Annotated in this window: 12 protein-coding genes; 6 read left to right on the top strand and 6 right to left on the bottom strand. The window is 57.9% G+C overall.

Annotated elements, in window-relative coordinates:
• Nucleotides 1-142: 142 nt before the first annotated feature.
• Nucleotides 143-2,488: a phage integrase family protein gene (locus F3K02_RS13270; protein ID WP_246309440.1), complete on the bottom strand. Its 2,346-nt coding sequence runs from the start codon at nt 2,486-2,488 to the stop codon at nt 143-145.
• A gap of 909 nt (nt 2,489-3,397) precedes the next feature.
• Between F3K02_RS13270 and F3K02_RS13265 the strand changes: the two genes are divergently transcribed.
• The 3 genes from F3K02_RS13265 to F3K02_RS13255 all read left to right on the top strand — a co-directional run bounded on the left by F3K02_RS13265 (nt 3,398) and on the right by F3K02_RS13255 (nt 7,097).
• Nucleotides 3,398-4,855, top strand: a complete 1,458-nt coding sequence (locus F3K02_RS13265) for a hypothetical protein (RefSeq protein WP_177136097.1) — start codon at nt 3,398-3,400, stop codon at nt 4,853-4,855.
• Between the two features lie 351 nt (nt 4,856-5,206).
• Entirely contained in the window at nt 5,207-6,250 is a 1,044-nt protein-coding gene (locus F3K02_RS13260; protein WP_177136096.1) for a tyrosine-type recombinase/integrase, read from the top strand.
• A 109-nt stretch (nt 6,251-6,359) separates the two neighbouring features.
• Nucleotides 6,360-7,097 (top strand): helix-turn-helix domain-containing protein, encoded by a 738-nt coding sequence (locus tag F3K02_RS13255; protein ID WP_177136095.1) that lies wholly within the window; start codon nt 6,360-6,362, stop codon nt 7,095-7,097.
• Between the two features lie 187 nt (nt 7,098-7,284).
• Here the strand turns inward: F3K02_RS13255 and F3K02_RS13250 are convergent, their stop codons facing one another.
• The 3 genes from F3K02_RS13250 to F3K02_RS13240 all read right to left on the bottom strand — a co-directional run bounded on the left by F3K02_RS13250 (nt 7,285) and on the right by F3K02_RS13240 (nt 11,351).
• The gene (locus tag F3K02_RS13250; protein WP_218179458.1) at nt 7,285-9,804 is read right to left on the bottom strand and encodes a S8 family peptidase; all 2,520 of its coding nucleotides are present in this window, start codon (nt 9,802-9,804) and stop codon (nt 7,285-7,287) included.
• Between the two features lie 15 nt (nt 9,805-9,819).
• Nucleotides 9,820-10,818, bottom strand: a complete 999-nt coding sequence (locus F3K02_RS13245; RefSeq protein ID WP_177136094.1) for an AAA family ATPase — start codon at nt 10,816-10,818, stop codon at nt 9,820-9,822.
• A gap of 203 nt (nt 10,819-11,021) precedes the next feature.
• Nucleotides 11,022-11,351 carry a hypothetical protein gene (locus F3K02_RS13240; RefSeq protein ID WP_177136093.1) on the bottom strand — a complete coding sequence of 110 codons (330 nt, stop codon included), beginning with the start codon at nt 11,349-11,351 and terminating at the stop codon, nt 11,022-11,024.
• Between the two features lie 91 nt (nt 11,352-11,442).
• Here F3K02_RS13240 and F3K02_RS13235 point away from each other — a divergent pair, with 91 nt between their 5' ends.
• Nucleotides 11,443-12,075, top strand: a complete 633-nt coding sequence (locus F3K02_RS13235; RefSeq protein WP_177136092.1) for a hypothetical protein — start codon at nt 11,443-11,445, stop codon at nt 12,073-12,075.
• 139 nt (nt 12,076-12,214) lie between these two features.
• On the opposite strand, the gene F3K02_RS13230 is transcribed toward F3K02_RS13235, so the two are convergent.
• Nucleotides 12,215-13,279 (bottom strand): RNA-guided endonuclease InsQ/TnpB family protein, encoded by a 1,065-nt coding sequence (locus F3K02_RS13230; RefSeq protein ID WP_177136091.1) that lies wholly within the window; start codon nt 13,277-13,279, stop codon nt 12,215-12,217.
• Nucleotides 13,280-14,469: 1,190 nt separating this feature from the next.
• Between F3K02_RS13230 and F3K02_RS13225 the strand changes: the two genes are divergently transcribed.
• Both F3K02_RS13225 and F3K02_RS13220 read left to right on the top strand, forming a co-directional pair.
• On the top strand, nt 14,470-15,168 hold the full coding sequence (locus F3K02_RS13225) for a ParA family protein (RefSeq protein WP_177136090.1): 699 nt from the start codon (nt 14,470-14,472) through the stop codon (nt 15,166-15,168).
• Nucleotides 15,169-15,170: 2 nt separating this feature from the next.
• The gene (locus tag F3K02_RS13220) at nt 15,171-16,259 is read left to right on the top strand and encodes a ParB/RepB/Spo0J family partition protein (protein WP_177136089.1); all 1,089 of its coding nucleotides are present in this window, start codon (nt 15,171-15,173) and stop codon (nt 16,257-16,259) included.
• 218 nt (nt 16,260-16,477) lie between these two features.
• Here F3K02_RS13220 and F3K02_RS13215 read toward each other — a convergent pair whose 3' ends face one another.
• Nucleotides 16,478-17,848, bottom strand: coding sequence for a replication initiation protein (locus F3K02_RS13215; RefSeq protein WP_177136088.1), 1,371 nt, complete (start codon nt 17,846-17,848; stop codon nt 16,478-16,480).
• Nucleotides 17,849-19,205 lie beyond the last annotated feature (1,357 nt).

Raw genomic sequence — 19,205 nt, 5'->3', positions numbered from 1 at the left:
TTGCGCCAACTTACAAGGGCCGTCCGCGCCTTCCTTCCCCGCCATGAAGGACGGCGATTGCCGCGCATTTGGTCAATACCCACCGACGTGGTCCACAACCGAAAACCGGTCACCAGAAAGGAGAGGGGCAGCCGTTCCGAGGTCAGTGCCCAAACGGCTTGAGGTTGAACACCGCACGGGTCTTGTCCGTGTCGTCGACCTTCAGGTAGATCTGGGTGGTGGCGATGGAGGTGTGCCCGAGCAGCTGCTGCGCCAGTTTCAGGCCGGCATCGTTGGGGTTGTCGCGCAGCACACCGATGGCGAACGTGTGACGCATCCAGTGCGTGCTCATGGCGCTGCGCCGGCTCCAAACGGCCAACTCACGGCGCAGCTTTTGGTACTGCTCCTGCAGCTGACCGCCGGCATCATGATCGTCTTTGGCCCTGGCCACCTTTTGACGGTTCAACAACTCCTGCAGCTTTCGCTCGATCTCGCGGATCTGCGGTTTTGCCGCGCCCGTGAAGAACGCCTTGATCACGCGGTACAGGCCCACCTTGCCCAGGGCCAGGTTGTCGTTGGCCATGGGCGCGTTGTTGTCGATCTGGATGTTGTCATGACCAGGTGGTGACCGAAGCGCACAGATCAGGGGAGGGCGCTTTTCGAACTGGGCCAGTCGCTCGTGCGCCTCCTGCCCAACTGCCATGAGCATCTTCCGGACATCGGCATGGTGCGCCAGGATCATCTGCCTGAGCTTTTCGCTGATCGGCACCGTGCGGATCTTCTTACCCTTGCCCAGCACCTCCAGCATCCAGAAGCGCTCGTCCTCATCGCCGTTGACCATGGCGGGCTGGATGTTGGCAATGGAGGTGCCGGAGAGTTCCGACAAACGCAAGCCGGTGGACAGCCCAAGGTAAAAAATCAGGTTCACACGCCGGCGCAGTGCTGCGGACAGGTCGTCCACCCCTGTGGCTTCGCCATCGGGGGTTTCTCGAAGGTGATCGGCCAACGCTTGTTTCAGCCACGCAAGATCTGCCTTGGACAAGCTGCGTGACGTATCCAGATCCCTGTTCAGTGCGGAAGCCGACTTCACCGAGTCAAACGGATTGCCCGTCAGGTACCCGTTGACGTGCGCTGCGCGGAAGAACTGCCCCACAACGCCGATCGCATAGGCCTGGCTCTTCGGATCGAGCTGGCCGCGGAACGGTAGCCAGCGCAAGTCATGCCGCGCGACGCGCTCGGTGGTGATGTACTTGGGCGGGATGGCTTTGAGGAACTGCTGATAGCCCAGGGCATGCCCGAGGGACACGCTGGAGAGGGGCACCTGAGCTTCAAGGATGCACCACAGGTAAAAGCGCTCAATCTCTCGGCGATAGGCATCGAAGGTGGCCAGCTTGTCCGCGTCAAGGAAGGTTTTCAGCCAGATTCTGATGGCCTCGAAGTCATTCTTCGCACCGTAGTGGTTGGGCGTGCTGCTGCGGAACAGCCCGAAGCTGCCGTCCAGATGGGGGGGCACCTGCATCAACTCCAGGGGTGCAATGCCCTGACGAGCCACAGGCACGCCCGGACTCATGGGTGCCACGTAGGCGCCGTTGGCATCGGGCACCAAAGCGGTGATGCCGTTGTACATCCGGCCTGCCACCATGAGCGGCTCAATCTTTCGTTGCAGCGGAGCGCTGGCCAGCCACTGCGGCCCATCCGTGATGACGCTGCCCAAAGTAGCCTGATTCTCGTCGAGCCAGCCCAGCAGCCGTCCAGCTCGCACCGGTCCCATGCCCTTGATCTTTCTGGGCCAGTGCCGTCCTTGATTGCTGATGAACTGGACCAGGCCGCCCATGGTGCGCACACCAAGATCAACGAGCTTTTCAGCGATGGCCCGTGCTATCCAGGTGCTCACTGGCTGGTTGGGCATGGGCAATGAAGCCAGGCGGTTCTGAAGCAGGTTGATGGCCTGAATCCGGGCCTCCAGCAAGGCCCTTTCCTGCGTCGCATCGGAGCCGCTGGCGTTGCTGGTGATCCCGTGCTCTTCCTTGAATGCCTGGAGATAGTCCTTGTACTGGTCGAGCAGATCGTTCTCGGTATAGAAGTCCCGGTCGATGTCCTCCGACTGCATCCAGTCATCCAGAGACGGCAGCGGTGTTTTGTCGGTCGTCAACCGGAGAGCGCCGCCGCGGGGAGCATTCGTGCGTTCAAAGCTGAGTTCAGCAATACGCCGGGCCATGAGCTTGACCAGATCGTCGCCTGAGAGCAGCGCCGAGCGCATGATCAGGGCGTTCAGGTTCTTGGCATGAGCCGCGATCGAGAGTCCATGAGGGACCGTAGGGTTGCCGCTGGCATCGAAGTAGCGGTAGCCGTAATATTGCCGAAAGGCCTTGTCCGGCTCGATGCCGTTGACCAGAGCCCGGATGAAGCTGAAGTCCTCCAGGGTGACCTGATCGGTGAGATCGGCCAGGACAGCACCCAAACTGCCTTTGGGGCGGCCGGCCTTGCGCTTGGGCTGGTTGTCGTCCATCAACGCGTCCTCCCTTGGATCGGGATGTCTGAGGGGGTGTCGGAAGGCGCTGGGCCTCTGCCCGGTGGCCACCAGGTGCCTTTCAGGGGCACCCAATCCCAATCTGCCTGAAATTTAAGCGATCGCATGATTTTCCTATTTTGCCATGCTATCGATAACACATATTAGGATAACGTAATAAAAATACATCTAGAACCGCCACTTTAAAAAATCGCCCATTGTTACTGAATGTAAACGGCCACCCATCGGGCACCGAAGGACGCTGCTTGAGGGTCGATCCGCGCAGTGAGTTTTGAACTCGAAATCCAACAATATCAATGACTTACACCGATTGCGATCACTGAGTTTTGAACTCACTTTTCACTGAGTTTTGAACTTTCAACATGAGCCGCACCAACCCCTCAAGCGGATAGAACTGAGGGTCCTCGGACAGCGACAAGGACCACTACACACCCCGAATCGAGAAAGTGGAATGGTCCGGGTTCCTCACCCATCAACGCGGCATTCAAGCTGAGACGAGCTGTCCAGCCAACTAAACTTGTAACGATCACGACAAGTAATGTTGTTATCGGCCGACTGCAGTCCGACTGCGACCCTCAGCCGATTTGGATCTGAAAGCAGCCCAGGTGGGCAATGGCAGAACAAGCCAACCCGGCTCTCAGCCAGATCCGTTGGCTTCAGGAGGCGCTGGGCCAAGCGCGACTAGCCGGATGAAGATCTTCGCAGCAGGGGGTATTTGCCGTAAAATTCGCGCCGGTGCTCCTGGTGCGCCAGCCGCTCACAAAGGCGAAGCCGATCAACCAGTCTTCCTTGGGAATGGGTCACTCCCATACCGCCGTCGTAGCCACGATTTACTTCATGCGCTGTCGAAATAGTGAGCGTTTCGCTGTATGGCGCTAGGAGTAATTCATGGATCAAGACATCAACGCAGCTGCACGCGCGGCAGGGTGCTCCGAATATTTTTCCTGGGAAATCTGTCCCGATCATTTCGCCAGCCAGCTCATGGCTGCATCCAAGAGATATACGCGGTTCTTAAAGGATGCCGCCCTTGTCAAATCCCACAGTGAAGCGCTGGAAACGGTTGGCAAGGCTTCAGGTTTCCCGAATTGGCATGCGTTTCACAAGGTCGTCAAAGGCCTCTTCGACGCTTTCAACCCCGAAGTGCACTGGCCCCGTCCAGAAGGCGGGAGAGAGCCCATAAAGACGCTTTCACACGCATTCGTCTTTATGGTCCAGGCATCCCCGGACTGTGCTCCTACTCCTGCGGAGCAGAGGGGCTTAACCAAGGCCGCAACACAACTGGCCGAGGCGTGCGGCAGCGGCCTTGATCCGATGCTGGACATGATCGGCAGAATGAATGGTGCTGACTCATGGGAGGCGCTCCTGAACAGAAAACCTGAACATTCGAAGGGACCGCTCTACGAATTCGACGTTGATGAGGATGGCGACGGGCGATTCTTTATCAGCAGCGCATGCTCGGCCCTCATTGAACAGCAGGATGTTCTGTTTCAGGAGTTCCACTCGCGCCCGCAATCTCAGCAGCAAGAATTCGAAGTCCTCTTGGCCAAGGTTCTTGATGCTCGTCCGGATTTTCTTGAGGGACTACTTGCCAAGACCGAGGTGCTGCGCTTCAAACCAGCCCTTCGCCGCCAACAAGGGAAAGTCTATGCCGATGCAATCGGTCGAGCAAATGCACTACTTCCAGCGGGATTCAAAGGCCAGATCTCGTGGCACGAAATTTCCAACCGGTTCTACCATCGACTGCTCTATGGGGCCATGGTGTGGCACTCTCACGAGGGCCATACAGCGAAGGCTGTTGCACTCGCCCGTCGCCAGCTACGCCTCAACAAAGACGATAACCTTGGTGTGAGGTTGTGGCTCCCCGTGCTACTTGTTGCAGATGGCCAATTTGAAGCTGCAGACAAGGCCTGCAAGAAAATGACTCTCGGTGACGCCTATGTCGACGCGGGCATGGAACTGGTAAAGGCAATCTGTCATTTTGCGAATCAGCGGCTACAACAGTCGGCCGAGTCCCTGTACTTGTCAGTTTTCATGTACCCCCCGATGAGGCACGTTATCAGTGTTGACTTCGATGCGCTCAGTGATGCTGTCAACGACATGCGGTCTAGGCGGACGGTTTCGCCAGATGCCGAGACTATGGTGGACCAGTACGTGAGTGCAGCAATGCGAACTAGAGGGCTTGAGAATACGTTTGAAAGGTGGCTGGCCCGCCCCGCAGTCGCCCTCGCCGAAGCCGCCTTGGCACAAGAGTTTCATGCGAACTGGCGTCAACCAAACGGCTCAATTAGCAAGTGGAAGGCTGAGGTCAAAAGTCGCGCCGAACTTCTGTCAAAAGCCGTCGCTTAGTCCACCTGCGGCTCGCAGGCTTGCAGAGGGGAGTCATCAATCCGAAACCAACCAATTTGACAACAGGAACGATCACTGCGATTGCATGCACTAGCCACCCAGCGCTTTCAATCTTGATCGCGCGAAATCGCATCTGTCCGCCGAAACCGGTCAAAAGCTGTAGCAGCGCGAACTAGGAGGCACTGGGTCGAGCAGGCGCCCTGCCATTCACCTCGAAATTGGCTTCCCCAGATTCCCGGACGATTTGCCCTGCCCCCAAAGCCTTTGATCTGCATCCAGGCACGCACGCACATTGACCAGCTTCGCATAAGTGACGTAACATCGATTTATACACATCGATCAACGACGAAAATGGACAAGCAACCACCAAAAGGCCTGCTCGCGGTACTTTCAGAGGGCTCATTCAGCACCCCCACCAACGACCAGATCTTCGAGTCCTGGCTGGCCCGGCGCAGCATCGATCCGTTTGATCCGCTCTCACCAGAGGCCGCACGGCCGTACCGATCAATCTGGACCAGCTGGTGCAAGCACCTCGCGGAGACCACGGCACTCAGCACATCGCCAGAGCACCTATGGCTTGACGCCCAGGCCATCGATCTGCAGCGATTCCTGTTCTTCGGCGGTATTCAGCCCGCCAGGACCGGCCGGCAGGATGTGAGCGAAATCTCAAGGCACCGGTATTGGCGCGTGATCAGATCCGTGTACGACTTCGCCATCGACAAGCACTTCCTCACCACCTCCCCTGCTTCCAATCTAAGCCCGATCGACACCCCGAACTATGAGCTTTCCAGTGGCCAGATTTTTCACAACAACGACTGGCAAAAGATCGTCGAGGCAATCCCCACTGGAGACGGCCGTTGGGACACAAGGAACCGTGCCATCCTGTACTTGATCATGGATGCGGCTCTGACAACCGCTGAGGTTGCAACGCTCCTGACTTCGCAGGTAAAAACACACTCGCGACTGGTTTCTCTTGACCTCGACGGCCCGCGCCAGGCGCAGCAACGCAACATCACCGTGAGCGCCACCACGAGCAAACACGTTCGCGACTGGATCGATGTTCGGGCCGAGCTCGATGACCCGAAGAAAGCACCGCGGGATGCGCTGTTTCTGACTCAGAAGGGGCACGCGATCAAGACCACAGGCATCTACCACCTCGTGACAAAAACCATCGGTCGCGCACTGAGTGATAGCAGCACCCTCCTCTCCCATACGGGCGCTCAGACGCTCCGGAATACGCGCCTCGTTGCTTGGCTCAACAACGGCGTGCCTGGGCACGAAGTGATACGGAGAGCAGGATTCAAAGACGGGAAGTCTTTTCGTGGCATCCGGGAACACATCGACCCGAGCGTCATGCCACGTTTAGAACCACGCCATCGACAAGAACCAGACTGATCGCGAATGGTCAGGCCATACGCCGCAAGACTTGGTTTTGACGAGGGTACGCATGGTCTTCCATGCTTAGAATTGATTTTTCCAACATTTGTGCCAAAGGTACTCGCGCATGGGAAGCAATTTTCAACATCCTTTCAAGCTTCTTGACGGGCTTGGAGCGCGGCTCAGAGACGCTCGTGAGGAAATAGGTCTTAGCCAGAAGGACCTGGCAGCGGCTGGCGGTGTCACGAGATTCACACAGGCTGGATACGAGAACGAGGCGACCGATCCCAACATTGGCTATCTAAAATTGATACAAAAGACCGGCATAGACCTTCAATATATCCTTTGTGGAAGACGACAGAATTTATTGAAGTCGAAGTCAGGAACAGCAGGCGCACCGGAATCGCTTCGTGAATTGATGTCTATAAGGACAGACATCGGCGATCGCATTCGCACAGCGCGGACCACACTCGGGCTCAAGCAAGCCGAACTTGCGGAAATTGGGTCGATCGCCCGCGCAACTCAGATCTCCTATGAGACAGGTGTCACCGAACCGACCACCGCGTACCTGCGTGCCATTCAAGACTCAGGAATGGACATTTCTTTTGTCCTTTTTGGTCACTCATTCACAGAGCTGGACTCCCATGTCAAGGATGACGTGCAAATTGATTGGTACCGCCTGCAGCGAGCCCATGAGGATGTCGAGTTCTTTTGCCAGCGCGAGGCTCCCGCATGCCCCAGCCGGTATCGTTGGATGATGGTGGCGACCCTCTACTCCAGCCATTTGAAACTTGATAATTCACAGCCACCCAAAGACACAATGACCTTCCTGTCGAATGCCATAGCCAACTACCTCGGATGGTGAGCATGGGGTTTCCAGACTTTGCGCAACAGATACGCTGGGCATCGTCGTCCGCTCCAGAGCAAGTGCGCTGAAACGGGTCGTGCCTGTTACGCCTGAAGAACATGAGCGGTGCACCTTGAGGCTTGAAGGGTGCCGATGGGCTGTTCCGAGCAGCAGATCAAATAAGCTGGGACAGGCTACAGAACCGTCAGGCTTGCGCAGGAATCTCCACCTGCACCGGCACTTCGGTGGCCGCAACAATTTTTTGGGCCACCAGTGCGTAGAGGTCTTGCTCGGCGGTAGGTGCCTCAATGGAGATCAGCAAACTGTACCGGGCGGAACGGTTGAAACGCTGGTGAGACGGCCGGTTTCTCCACCAACCCATAGCCGGAAAGATCGCCAACTGACCGCGATTGGCCAGCTGCGCCGCGGTCCCCGTCCAGCTATCGGATAAGAGCGAGCCACGGGTGCGGAGCCGTTCGCCAATAGTCCAGCCTGTATCAGTACCGCCACCACTCGGCAACCCATGCTCCTCAGCAGCCGCTTGGGCGTTGATACGTCCTCGGAAGGCCGCCTCGGTTTCAAGCGGGCGACGCACTGCAAAGCGCAGCGCGTGCGACTGGTATGCGTACTTGTCGATACCGCCCCGCTCGCCAGGGTTCGGCTCGATGAAATATGACAGAGTGACGCGCAGTGTGACGGGGAGATCGCCGAGTTCTTCCAGCAGCTCGTTGGGCCAGGGCAAATCGTGGAGGTGCATGTCGCGCGTCTTAACGTCGCTGCCCACCTTGTGATACGGATGAATCTCGTCCTGTACGATCATCGTCAGCGAGTTGCCGGCGCTGTACAGGGCCCGCTCCAAGCTTGGGACTCCGTAACCACAATGGCGCAGCAACTGTCGCAGCGTAGTTTGGTTCGGTGGGCCGCCGGGTGTATAGGCGTCAAGCATCGGTTGAGTCCATCGAGCCGAGTGCACCGTCAGGCCCCGGATCGTTTCTGGCCAGAACCCTGGGTAGGCAGCCGCGATTCGCGCGCACATGCCCGCGGCCAGCGCCGTTGCCGCGCTTGTGGCCCAGCTCAGAGAAAACAGCCGCTCATGCGGTTTATGTCCTGTCGTCAGCAGAGACAGGCTGTCCATCGAGCTAGTGAAGCCATACGGCTCGATGGCGACGTTCCCGCCCTCCATGACGATGTCTGGCTTGAAGGGCCATCCATGCTGCCAAGTCGCCGACGTCGTCGTGTAGGGGCTCAGGGCACCGGCACTGGCAATGGCTTTGTAAGCCGGCGCGTGCGCCGAGATCGTTGTCAGCTCGGAATACGCCCCGACTGTCAGAGCGTTCCACGCTTGACCAGGGTCATGCACGGAACTGGTGGTCAAGCTGTGCGGATAGGCCGCCCACGCATCATTGTCATTGGTGTTGCCCGCGCACAGGACAAAGAGCCTTGGCGTGGCGCCCTGCCCTTCGTAGTCGCAAGCAAGTCGATCCACCTCGGCAGACCATGACGACGGTCTGCCACGATCACGGCCGTCGGTTGACGACACAGCCATCGCGAACACGCGTCGACGCTCAACGGCGGTAATTTCTACGCGTCCCACCGCTTCAGCGGTGATCGCACCAAATGACTCGCCTTCGTTGTCGCCCGGCCAGCGCAGTATCTTCACTGACTCCAAGCGGTGGGGAACATGCAGGGGTGCGTCCTCGGACAGGGCCGGCGTGAGGTCACCCATGAGGGCCAGCCCCGCGAGCTCGCTTCCGTGGCCGTTGGCATCGTCCGGGCCCCAGTTTGGCTCGACGGTATGACGGTCAGCGTCGGCCACGAACGGTGCGAGCAGTGGGTGTCCGTGGTTCACACCCGTGTCCAGCAATGTCACATAGGCATTGCCAGTGGGTTCTACCAACAACCTACGCTGAAGATCGCCTTGCCAGTCTTCTTGTTCATCGAGCGGCAAGCCGGCGAAAAACTCAGCCGTGGTTTTCGAGCGCCGAAGTTCCGCGATCATGTTCAGCACGAGTGACGACTGGAGGAGCTGGTTCTTGCTGCCATGCACCTGGGCGACCGTCCGTTCTGGAAAATGCAGCACGCGATCACTGACCTGCAGGCCCGCCATGGCAGCGACCGCGCGGAAGTCAGCCAGCGTTCGCTCGGCATGAGTGCCGCGAGCCAGCCAGGCCTCCCACCAGATAGCCTGTGCAGGATCGGCCGGCAAGGCATCCGTGGCATCCGTCCACAAGGATTCGAAGGTGGCCACACGCAGGGCGCTGATCGCGTCCAACAGCGACTGGTGATCCAGAGCTTTGCCGTTTTTGTCCGTCTTGTGATCGACGTACTCAGTGATCATCCTCTCGAAATGGTCGAGCTTGCCCTGCGGCACGAAGACGGTCGCGAGGATTTGTGTTCCCTGTTTGCGCACATTCATCAACTCAATGCCACGGTGGTCACGGGCCAGGCTCTCTGCGGCCATGGTCACGCCCTGCTCGCTCTCAAACTCAACCAGGATGCCGATCGCGCTCTGGACGTTGGCCTCCTGCTGTGCGGCCACCTGCTGCTGCTGTGCGACGGCGACTTGCGCTAGTTGCGCACGCAGGGCTCCGGCATGCTGCTGCCGGTCCTTTGGCGGCACGACCACTTTGCTGCCGCCACCGTTGCTTTTTGCGGTGTACCCCTCAACACTCAGGGTGTCCCGAGGAAACAGGTGCGGACGGTGTTGCGGGTCTCCAGTGGCCATTCAGCTGGTGTGCGCTCAGGGCCTAGTCACAGGCGTGCGACGTCGCACAGCCTGGCGTTGTAGAAGGAGCATCTTCACTTCTTCAGCAGGCACGCTGGTCTGATCGTGCATCACGGCCTCCTTGACCGCGTCGCCGACCGCTCGCGTGATCTCGGCGTGGCTCAGACCGACAGCCTCGGTTGCCAGAGCATCGATGGACTTGGCGGACTTGAGGTAGCTGCCCAGGCGCATGCGCAGCAGCGCACGGATCTCATCGGCAGAAGGAACGTGGTACTCGACCAAGTCGTCAAAGCGCCGGAACAGCGCATCGTCCAGGATTCCCACATGGTTGGTCGCGGCGACGATGACGCTGCTGGACTCGTCCTGTTCGATCATCAGCAAGAAGCTGTTAAGGATGCGCCGGATCTCGCCGACGTCGTTGGCCATACCGCGTTGGCTGCCGATGGCATCGAACTCGTCGAAGAAGTACACGCCCCGTGTAGAGGCAACCGCATCGAAGACCTGACGCAGCTTTGCGGCCGACTCTCCCATAAACTTGGTGATCAGGGCGTCCAGACGCACCACGAAAAGGGGAATTCCCAGCTCGCCCGCCAATGCGGCCGCAGTCATCGTCTTACCGGTGCCGGATGGACCGACGAGCAACAGTTTGCGACGCGGATGAAGGCCATGACTGCGCAATTTGCTCAGATGCTTCTGCTCTTTCAGAACCTGTTGCAGTCCGGCAAGGACGGGCTGAGACAGCACCATGTCCGACAGCCGGCAGGACGGATAGGACACGCTTAGCAGTGAGGCAAGTTCACCTTTGGGGCGGGCGAGCGGGATGGCACCATCGACAGTACCTGCATGCCGGCGTGCCTTTGCGGCGTCAATCAGATCCCGCAGCTCCTCAGCCAACTTGCCGTGACCTTGCTTGGCCTCGTGCGCTGCCATCTGCATGGCAACTGAGTAGAAATGGCGATCGTCTCCCTCCGCATAGGAGCGGAACAAAGCTTTGAGTTGATCGCCGTTTGCCATGATCGTTCCATTGTCGCCCAATTGTGGAGCGTGGGGAGACGCATCAGTCGAGCTCAGAATCGGAACTATCAGCTTTGTGCGAAGGCTCTCGGGCACCTGGCTTCGCAGCAGCATTGTCCCCTTTGGGTCGAGTCATGCAACTCTCGGCCTGCAGGTTCCTCACCCAACGCACCTGATATCCAATGCAAGTTGGCCAGGTTTGATCAGTCTGCTCGCTTGAACTCGTTTCTGCCGTCCGTGAGGTGGCCAGAGGACTTGTCGATGACGATCTCGATCATGCCAATGCCATTCGAAAACTGAAGGGCTCCATCCTTGAGGCTGGCGGGGATGTTGGACGTGGCCATCGTGTCGCTCATGAATTTCGGGGCAGTCTCGCGGATGAGGAAGCCATCCCCGTTTCGCTCGATAACCAGCGTCACTTGCGTGCGTTTCACTCCAACCCACTTGCCGAGGTAGTCACCGCCAGAATCACCGAAGCACCCAGACAACATCACGGCAGCCACCAGCGCTGTACCAAAACAAACTTTTCCCACGTCTACCTCCTCATCAACATTTGGGGAACGGCGTCATTCAGACGACAAGATCATCCCAGAGTCTCGCAGAGGAATGATACCGAGCTATGAATTGATCCTACTCGTTGGGTTAGGCATAGCAGCGGCGATCAAGCCGCCCTCCCCTACCCTCCCAAGCCACCTCGCCAAGTGCTGTTCGGCGAACTTCGGGACTGGCGCCAAGCTGCAATATGCGATCCACCCGATCCGTTCGGTCTGGGAGGCATGGATCATCATCCTGTTTGACATCGAACCGATGAAGACAGCCCAGGACTGCTCACGGGGCAATGCTTCCACGGCAGTTGGCCTGTCGACCTCGTGCACCATCGGTCGGCACCACTGCGGGTGCGTGCGCAAAGCAGTGGATGAGCGGGTCGGTAGTGCTGACTCGATCACAACAGGCCCTGTGGTTCAACTCGTTGAAAAGGCCCCTCCTCCCTCATGGTGCTGTCCAGCTCTCTTCATGGGCTGGCTGGCCGACGAGAGGACTGCGATTCGAAATGCCGCAACACCAGGTCGAGTGCTGCGCGCTCGTAAATTCAACAAATGGAACATCAATTTTGCGAATGACTATTTGATCCTACGAATGAGCGAAGGAACCAACGATCAGATGGCAAAACAATTGCGCGCTTCGCAAAAACAGCCGCCATCTCGTAGAAGTAGCCACACGTTCGTAAAAACTCAAGTCAACCTCTGTCATCCATGAACCCTGCAGCGACGGAAGTGCAACATCGCCCCAGCCAATCCGGTTCGGTTCATAGGTGCCGACCCTCAATAGCCCGTGCTGAACTTCCGACGGTTGAAGTTCAGCTTCAGCCGAACTACCGATTGACATCCTCCCCGCCCTAAAGGACGGGGATTCCCTCTCCAGGCGACACATGTCCGTGCCGGGCAAGGATGTTCAGGGCTGCGTTGGTATCCCGATCATGCGAAACACCACAACCACTGCAAACCCACTGCCTTATTCCAAGGTCTGCGATACCTCTCGGCCTCGAATCGGGCAGTGCGCCACAACTCGAACAGACTTGGGAGCTGAACGACTCGTTCACTTCCTCGAACCACGCGCCATGCCTAAGGGCCTTGTACGCGAGCATCGAACGAAAGGACGACCAGCTTGCGTCCAAGACGCTTTTCGCCATGCTGGTCCTGGCGAGTTTGGCGGCCGACACGTTGCCCACCGCGATGTAGTCAAACTCACGTACGAGCCGGTTCGACAGCTTGTGCAGGAAGTCTCTGCGTGCACTCACGACACGGGCGTGGATTTTGGTGGCTTGCCGCTTCTTCCTCGCACGCTGGGCTCTGCCCAGTTGGTCTTCGAGCTGTCGGAAGTGCCGCGGGTTGTCGATGACCTCTCCGGTGGAGAGCGCAGCAAAACTCTTGAGACCGAGGTCAATGCCGACACCCTTGACAGGTGCTCTGGCCGCTGGAACGCTCTGAGCATCAACCGCAACATCAATCACGACGTTCAGGAACCAGTTGCCCCGGCTGTCGCGAGAGAAGTTCGTGCCATCCTTGATCTTCCCCTCAGGCAGCGCCCGGCTGTTGAAGACGCGAAAAGTGTTGCTGGCAAAGCGAAACGCATCGCCTTCGCGCTTGAGGTCTCGGCCCTTGAGCGGAACCCACCCCAAGCTTTTCTTGCCCCTGTAGCGCAGGAATGGGCGCTTCTTAGCCGACCGGCTCTTGGCATACTGCTCACACACCGCGTTGATGGTGCCAGCATGCAGCCCAAGCTCCTTGCTGCTGCCGGTGGTGAGCTTGTTCAAGTCGAAACCCGAGTGCCAGCGGCGGCCAAAACGCAACGCGTCTTTCTGCCTGTCGTTGCAATAGTTCCAGACGAAGTTGACCGCTTTTGCCTGCCTGTTCAGCAGGCCGTTCAGCGACTTCACCCGATAGCGGTAGACCAGCAACATGCTGTGTATTTTACCAGTGCTTGCACAACCTCACCCGAGTGCCTTGCACTCGCCCTCTACCTCCCCGCCCTAAAGTGCGGGGTTTCTCGGGAATCTTGATGAAAATGGGCGTGGGGAAGGCATCCGAACCGGCATGCATCCCAGCACATTCGATGCGGCAGTGAAGCTGGCTCCACCACTCCCGCCCGCCACCCTGGCAACCTCAGAATGAAGGTCTCAGTCCATTTTCCTCGCCTTGGCGATTCACCCCAGGCGTCCACACAGCATCCGCCTTGAGAGTCCGGGATTGATTTCAGCAAGGCTTCTCCAGCAGCAGAGGACACTGCACTCAGCGCTCCCGGGATGACGTTGTCAATGCCGGCCATCCCTGCAAAGCCTTCCCAGAAGGCTGCTCTGTGCCCGGCCCCACGATGGGGCATACCGTTGCAATTCAGCTCGTTGCCCAGGTCGCTGACTGCGTGAGCATGGATTCACAAATTCGCCTGAAAGCAGGTGTCTTGTATCGAGGCCAAGGCATATCTCAACCCCCACGATTGCATTCGTTCAGCAGCCATCACCACGGGCGTTTCGACCCAAGAAAAGCCCATCACTTCAAACCCATTCAAACTTCAACCGTCAGAAGTCACCGGGACCACGACATCACGGCGCCAACAGAACTTCCGACGGTTGAAGTCGCAGCACGAGATGATCCAGGCAACTGATAGACCCGAAAGACCGGGCGTCTTCAACCGTCAGAAGTCGTGGCGTTCGGCACGACACCCCAGATGGCGATCGACTTCTGACGGTTGAAGAGTCGGCCGAAACAGGCGTCACAAGCTTGAGCCAAGCGCAACAGGCAGCATTCGAACCTATGCCCGCCAACGAGACTCCCCCAATGCGCCACCTCCAGCCGACTTCTGACGGTTGAAGTCGATCCAAGCCTCTACTCTGGTTCTATGCCAAACAATTCGCCTTCGAGCTGCAGTTGGCCTACGACCGACACTTCAACCGTCAGAAGTTCCTATTCTCAGACTGGGCGTTGAGGGTCGTGGCATACCTTCAGGCGGTAGCCTTTAATGCCTTGTTGTTGGTCCCGATGCAGAAAGACGACATCTTCTTTCCATGCTTAAAGCATTGTTGATGCTATTTTGAAAATCATTGCACTACAAGCACAAAATAAGCGACAATCCACAAAATCGCAAGGAGTAGCAATGAAAAGCAAGCCGCTGGGAAAAATCATCACCGTGTTCAATCAGAAGGGTGGGGTTGGCAAGACCACCACAACCTGCCAGCTGGCTGGAACATTCGGTCATCGCGGGTACGACGTCCTGGTTGCGGATCTGGATGCCCAGCAGACGGCTGCATCGTGGCTCTCGCGGGAGGATGGTGCGAACTTTCCAGCCACCCTGTGGAGCGGCTTCCGGTACAAGGACAGTACGGCTTCCGAACTCGGGAAGCTATCGACTAAATACGACCTAATATTCGTTGATTGCGCACCAGCTGTCGATCAGCCAGGGACATGGGCCTCACTGCTTGTGAACGACCTTGCACTGATCCCAACCAAACTCAGCCCAGCCGACACGGACGCGCTCCCTGCCGCCTTGGCCCTGGCGAAGAAGGCGCTTCTCACCAGCGGACGTGAGTACCCGGTGCGTGTGATACCCACGGCATTTCGGCGAAATCGGGCGGACGAGAAGGCCGCTCTCGAAGTTGTTTCAGCGGACAAGAACTACCCGGAATTCCCACCGTTGAAGCAGGTGTTGAGTGACCGGATTGCATTCACTCGGTCGATGCTCTACGGCGCTACTGTGCATTCAATGCCGAACGCCAAAGACGCGATCCATGAAATCGACGCGCTGGCCGATGCAGTGGCCAAGCTCCTGAAGATCCCTGCAAACAAGAAGGGCTGAATATGGCAACCGTACCGAAAATCAAGCTGAACACCAAGGCTGCAATGGCCACGCACCAGGCCGCAGCGAGTACGGCCGCGGTCGATCGCTTCGCCATGGCAGAGATCATCACCAAGACGCAGCCGACCGGCTTGGCTCCTGTGGTTGCGGCAGACGCTCCAGACAGGTCCGCCCAGGAGCACCGTCAACCCGAGGTGACCACAACCCAGGCCTTTGACCTCAGTGTTTGCATTCCAGGCGCGATTGTTCGCGTGCCTTTGCACCTGATCGATACAAACCCGATGAGTCCCCGCCACATCTATACGACCGAAGAGGTCGAGAAGATCGTGCGCACGATGCCGGACGGCCAGGACGTTGCAGCCCATGGCTACATCCAGGACGGGCGAGTCAAGCTGATCGACGGAGGTACCCGCTTTCGCGCTGCCAAGCTCACCGACCGAGGCACGTTGGACGTGAAGATCGAGGAACAGCCCAAGGACAAGCTTGCGCTGTTCAAGAGGGCAAGGGAGCTCAATGAGCAACGCTCCGACACGACTGCACTGGATTTCGCACTGAGCCTTCGCACCCTGCTCAACGAGGGCGCCGTATCCAGCCAACGAGAGCTGATGGAAAAGGTTGAAGCTCCCGGCGGTGGAAAGCTCTCAGAGTCCATGGTCAGCACCTACATCCGCATCACCCGGATACCGGAGAAGGTGCAACGGGTCATGAGTGATTCGCCCGATACTGCAACCGTGGTTGCCCTCTACGCGGTGAGCGAGTTGTTCCCTGAGAACATGTCCGATGCAGAACTGGAAGCCAAACAGGACCTCGCTTTCGACATCATCGATGAGATCAAGCGTCGCAAGCTCAACCGGTTTCAGATCGCTGCACTGGTGAAGTCCAAGCTGGAAGGTCCCAAGGCGCGGGAGCGCAGCACGGTCCATCCTTTGGAATTCGGAACGCACAAGGGCCAGATCAAGATGTTCGCAAAGAAAGGTCAGATCGACCTTTCGTTAAAGGGCCTCACCGAGACCGAAATGCCTGCCATTCGGGCGGCCCTGGTGCAAACTCTGGAGACCTTCTTGAAAGAGAAGGGCGTCGACGGCTCGTAGAGGCCGCCAAACGCTTCAGGAGGGTGAGTGGGCATCCACCCGTGAATCCACGCCACAGGCGGCGTGAAACACGGCCTGGAAGGCCTCAGGACGGGGGAAAAGCCTCTGCTCCCCGATTCATCCTTCGGCGCCTCCCTCCAACAGGGGCAAGAAATGCTGCGCCGCCGTTCATTGGCATCAGCCGGGCTCCGAATGCGCAGGCTTGACGCAGGCCTCGGTCACTGAAGCTGGTCTGGATGCTCACGCATGAAGGCGATCAACGTGTCGTTGTTCACGGGCCCCCAGGTCTTCGTTGCCATCCAATCGAAGAAAGCCTGCTTGACGAGGGGAGAAGAGAGCCCTTTGGCCTTGACAGCACGAACCAGCGTTGCCGCCTTCCCGTCAAGATTGGCGAACTCATTCCACTCCGCTTCACTTTGCTTGCGGGTCATCTCCATGAAGATTTTCTCGGCTTCCTCAAGTCGCCACGCCTTGAAGCGCCCGAGAGCGACATCAGCCATGTTGGGCTTTTCCTTCTTCGCCTTAGGAAGTTTTGCGTCAATCACCTCACCTTGCTGGGCGTAGTCGTCAATGATGGCGCGCTTCAGGTACGCACGAGGGGTACGAACAGTGCCCTTGGCCAGCTCCGCCTGCGTGTATTCAACGTTGCGCATGATCCTCTCGGCGCCGTACTGGTCGACGATCGCGGGGATCTCGGCCGCACGCAGACCCATGGACTTCAGGGCAGACTTTGCAAGAAGATCGGCAGGGTCGACGGTCTTGACCACAGGCTGAGCTTTTGCTTTGACGATGAACTGCAAGTGGGTGACAGCCCTGCCACCGCGCTCCCGGTGCTCAATGAGTTCCACATCCAGGTGCGTCATCTGTTTGAGTTCCTCAATGGCAGGCTGCAACAGGTCACGCTTCATGTACTTGTAGACCAGTTCCTTTGTCGGGTCTCTTGAGGCCCCTCGCAGGATCTCGTCCCACTCACTCACGGTCCTTTTGAACGTCAGGTGGCTTGGGTTGGTCTCATAGGCAACGGCGATCCGATAGAGATTCAAAGCCGCCGTCGAGTGCAGCTCTCGGGCAAGAAGAAGGTTGATGGCGGAAAACTGGGTGAGCTCTCGAACCCCCTTGTCGACTGTGCCTGGGAGTTCGATCTCAAGCATGATCGTCCCGCCGTCCTTGATGATCTCGGCCTGGCTGATGAGTGTGGACACCCCCCACACCTCCTTGTCCTTCCCGGTACTGTTGTTCCACTCAACCTGAGTACGGTTGAGCGCCCGAAGCTGGGTCTTGATGCGGTCGTATCTGCGCTCGTTGTTCATGAAGATCATGAGTGGGCGCATGGGCAAGGAATAGGACCTCGCCGGCGTCATCTGCTGGATCTCCTGGATGATTTTGAGCCACAGCAGCAGATCGCCCTTTGTCAGCGAACCACGATCCACCGGCCGAATGGCGATCGACTGCATGGGTTGGTGCAGTATCGAAGGCTTGCCTTTGTTGGAACGCTGCTGAACTGGTGACAGACCAGGCTCTGACTGCTCGAATGGGGTGTCGTCGAAAAGACTGGACGTAGCCTCATCAGGTGCGCGTTTTCTGACCATGAAGACATCTCTATTTCAAGGTGAGCGGTAGGCCGGTATTTTTCTCACCATCATAGCGCACACGCCCATCGTAGAAGGTGTAGATATAACCAACTAGAACCTATAGAGAAAACATAGAGAACGCGCAAAGCCACTGTTTACGGGCCTTCCAGCGCGATAGGGTGAGGAGATTGCCGGTTCCTGGTGAGTACTTTGCTGTAGCAAGGTGAGTGGATAGCTGCAGGTTTTCCCAACAGGGTGAGGGAAATGCCGTAACAAGGTGAGTGGATAGCTGAGTCTGGCTGACCAAAGGTGAGATCTTTGGAAAGTGGCCTGTGGACAAGTTACCGGGCGACTGCAACCTGCGAAGGTGAGGAAAATGCTGCACGCTAGTTGCAGGGTGGAGAGAACCAACCCCTCTCCAAACTACTTTGCATGTGCGCCTTTCAACTTCGGGGTGGCCATCCTGGCGATGTCTACAGGCAGTGCACCCGCCTATGGTGAGGAATGTGCTGTATGTCGGCCCAGCCAGGATTCCCGAAGGTGAGACAAACGCTGCGCACAACTCATCAGCTAGCGCTAGGCGGGCTGGAGTGCCTGAGCTACCCCCATCTGTATTGATCAATCGCCGCAAGAGTTCTCAGTGAGATCGTCAAACTGATCAAAGTGAGGAATTTGCTGCCATACACAAGGTGTATGCGCTCACTTGAGAGCAGGCAATATACTAAATTCGGATTAATTTAACGGTGGTTCTGAGTCTATGGTGAGGTGAATGCCGCAAAAGTGAACTGCAGCATTTGTCTCACCTTGTGATGAAAGCGGCAGGTTATGGACGCCCTTTCGGTACAGCATTCCTCTCACCTTGAGGTATGCATGCAGGCAAGTTGTTCCGGGTTGCCAACGCAAGGTGAGTGAATTGCTGTAGGCAGAGAGAGCAAGGTGAGTGAATTGCTGTATGCCAAGACGTCAAAGGTGAGGAGATTGCTGCACGCGAAGCCGGCGATCAATGTCCTGGTGGCCGCGGTGTTGGACCACGAAGGTGAGGTGAATGGCGCAGCTTTTCGGGCGCAACGCTGGCCAAGATGTTGGCCGTGATCGAGCGTGCTTGGTGACATAGATCGAATCGAGAGCGCGCGCGGGCAAGTGCATTTGGCTCGCTGTGGGCTGTCCGCCTCTTCACAAGGTGCAGTACGGCCGGTGACGCTGGCAGGCGCAGCGATCTGTCCCAGTTGAACTGCACTGACAGCAAGGCCTGTATCAGCAGCGCTCCCAGGCAGTGCCAGAAGCGGCTGTGTCTGTACAGGGTGACCATCGTCCAGTCACTGGGGTGCGAGTCAAAGTGGTGTGCACCTGTCCCTCTGCCGCCGGAATGGTCCCA

This window comes from Hydrogenophaga aromaticivorans (assembly GCF_013387465.1).
Taxonomy (GTDB): Bacteria; Pseudomonadota; Gammaproteobacteria; order Burkholderiales; family Burkholderiaceae_C; genus Hydrogenophaga; species Hydrogenophaga aromaticivorans.
The sequence above is the reverse complement of the archived record's forward strand: the minus strand, read 5'-3'. Positions and strand labels throughout refer to the sequence as shown.